Origin of the sequence: Candidatus Phytoplasma sp. AldY-WA1 (genome assembly GCF_020312115.2) — a bacterium.
Lineage (GTDB): Bacteria > Bacillota_I > Bacilli_A > Acholeplasmatales > Acholeplasmataceae > Phytoplasma > Phytoplasma vitis.
Map to the genome: position 1 here is coordinate 1 of NZ_JAHRHX020000085.1, position 2,022 is coordinate 2,022.

General features: G+C 22.9%; 2 protein-coding genes. Both read left to right on the forward strand.

All coding sequences use genetic code 11. From position 1 onward, the window contains the following. Positions 1-374, forward strand: a 374-nt coding sequence (locus KTO59_RS04085) for a hypothetical protein (protein ID WP_284928784.1), incomplete at its 5' end; no start/stop codon positions are given. A gap of 264 nt (positions 375-638) precedes the next feature. Next, the gene (locus KTO59_RS04090) at positions 639-1,730 is read left to right on the forward strand and encodes a hypothetical protein (RefSeq protein WP_284928785.1); all 1,092 of its coding nucleotides are present in this window, start codon (positions 639-641) and stop codon (positions 1,728-1,730) included. The last annotated feature ends 292 nt before the right edge of the window (positions 1,731-2,022 follow it).

Consider the following 2,022-nt stretch of genomic DNA (forward strand, 5'->3'; position numbering starts at 1 on the left):
AAACAAAAACATTTCAATTTAAATTGCTTTCAAAATCTGGTTTTACTAAAAATAGTTTTTCTAAAGAAATTTATAATTCAAAGATTTGTAATACTTTGATTTTAATTTATTCTAAAAAAAAGAAAGAAATTAATTCTTATTTTTTAACTTATAATAATTTATTAATTAAAAATGTTAATCAATATAAAAATAAAAAATATTATATTTCACCAGGAATTACTTATTGTTATGATAAAAATCGAATAACATATATTAATATGTCTAAAAAAATTAAAAAAAATAAACAATATTTACTTTCAAATCAAATTGAAAAAGTAGAAAAACAGTTAGCAATCAAAAACCTAATTTTTGAAATATCAAAACTCATTAAATAAATACATTTTAAACAAAAGATAGCGCTCAGTTAAAAAAAATAGTAAAAAATCACAAATTAAAACACTAATAACACGGATTTAATCTAATAATTGTGTTTCAAAAACAAAAAAAATTGAAACCTATATTTCCGTATTTTTTAAAATGTCTCTTTTAGCTGAGCTTAAAAAAATTAAAAAAAACAAATTTAAAAAGTACGATTTTTCGCACTTTCGTTTTACACCATTTTAAAAAAAATAAATTCATTAATAAAGGAGAAAAAAATAATGAACCAAAATTATAAAAATTTACCACAATACAATTTTAAATGCAATAAATATTCAGAATATAATGAAATAGTTTTTAGTAAAAGCAATATTAGTTCAAAATTTTATGCTGTTGTCTTTGATAAATTATCATACGAACCATTTGATATATTCTATTACGATTATGACAATCTTACATTCTATTTTGAATTAACACAACCAGTTTTAGAAAAATTTTTAACTGATAAAAGATACAAAATTCAAAAAATTTCAGGAAACTGGTATCAATTCATACATCCAGAACTAATCGAAAAAGCTAAATCAACTATTTCAACACAACAACCATCTACAACAATAAAATCTAATACTTCATCAAACAAACAAATTATCGAATTAAAAACGGAATTAGAAAAAATTAAACCAGAAGTCTTGTTAGCAGTTCGTATATATGAGCATACAGGAAAAAGTAAAAACAATAAAAAGATTAATTTAAAGCTTAATGGAAAAAATGGACCTGATATTTACACACCGAGCGAATTAAAAAATTCGGTTGTAGAATTGTTAAAATCTTTCCAACCAAGTAATCAAGAACAACCAACATTACCTCAAAATGACAATAATAACCAAAAAAACGAACCTGAACCATCAAAAATAGAAACAATCGCAACATATAATATCTTTAAAAAGAATTACAAAAATCTAGAAAAAAATAGAATTAAAGAAATTTTAAAAACAATTCCAATTAATAAATTACAAGACTTAAAGTTATATAAAATCGATCCTGATAAAAAAGATAAATTCGATAAACCGATTCGAACCAATTTTAAAAATTACAAAAAATCGATCTTGTATTATCGAGAAACCGATTTATCAATTATTAAACAATTTTTGAAACAAACAAAACAAGGTTTTGATGTTAAAAGTTGTCAAGAAGATCGAAAAAAAATTGTTTACAACGGTAAAATAATTTGTTTATCAAACAAAAATAAAATAATTAAAAATAATGTTGAATTTTATATTAATTTTGATGGTAAAAAATATTACTACTTAGTATCGTTTGATGGGCGCCAAAGAGGCCTTATTAACAGCGAATTAACGAATTGCAATGTGTGATAATCACATACTTCATATTCTTGGTTTATCAAACGAAAGAATTATAGATTATAGCAAAGAATAAAAGCGGATTGAGGTGAAGTTCATAACCAAGACGATTTCGCGAGAAGAAAGAATTCCAAGGAGAAGTCCTGAAACGGACCTAAACGCAAAAAAGAAGAGTAATGATACAACCAAGTCAAAATGAACTAATAGGACTTGTAAGATGGAAATAAATAATTTTTATCAATGATTATTTATATTATCAAGGAATATAATCCTTATCTGGTTTAAATACTAACATCTTAACTCG